Annotated in this window: 1 protein-coding gene; it reads left to right on the top strand. The window is 28.3% G+C overall.

Going from position 1 to position 381, the window contains the following annotated elements; translation table 11 throughout:
* Positions 1-381 (top strand): hypothetical protein (locus EZH24_RS15225; RefSeq protein WP_236847293.1); only part of this gene is annotated, 381 nt, incomplete at both ends.

Below are 381 nucleotides of genomic sequence, written 5' to 3' on the forward strand. Positions count from 1 at the left end.
AAGCAAAGCAAAGCCTGTATTGTATCTTTAACTAATAATTTAAATTTTTATATACCGCAATTTTTTAAGGCATTATATTTTTTCTTTTATAAAGAAAATGAAAGTTCTTGTTCTTTTTTCTATCGAGAAAAAAGAACCAAAAAAGCGATTTCTTTTTTATCAAAAAAGAAACAAAAAACAACTCCGTTTAGAATTCGTAATTCATTAATAAAAATATTTTCGCAATATCTGGAAAGTCTGTCATTACGAGGTTTTATAAAAAACCGAAGTAATCCAATATATTTAGATTGCCACGCTTACGCTCGCAATGACAATTATTTTTACTCGTCATTGCGAGGCTTTGCCGAAGCAATCTATTCAATAGTGGATTGCTTCATTACA

The sequence above is a fragment of the Brachyspira catarrhinii genome (assembly GCF_005518285.1).
GTDB classification, from domain to species: Bacteria; Spirochaetota; Brachyspiria; order Brachyspirales; family Brachyspiraceae; genus Brachyspira; species Brachyspira catarrhinii.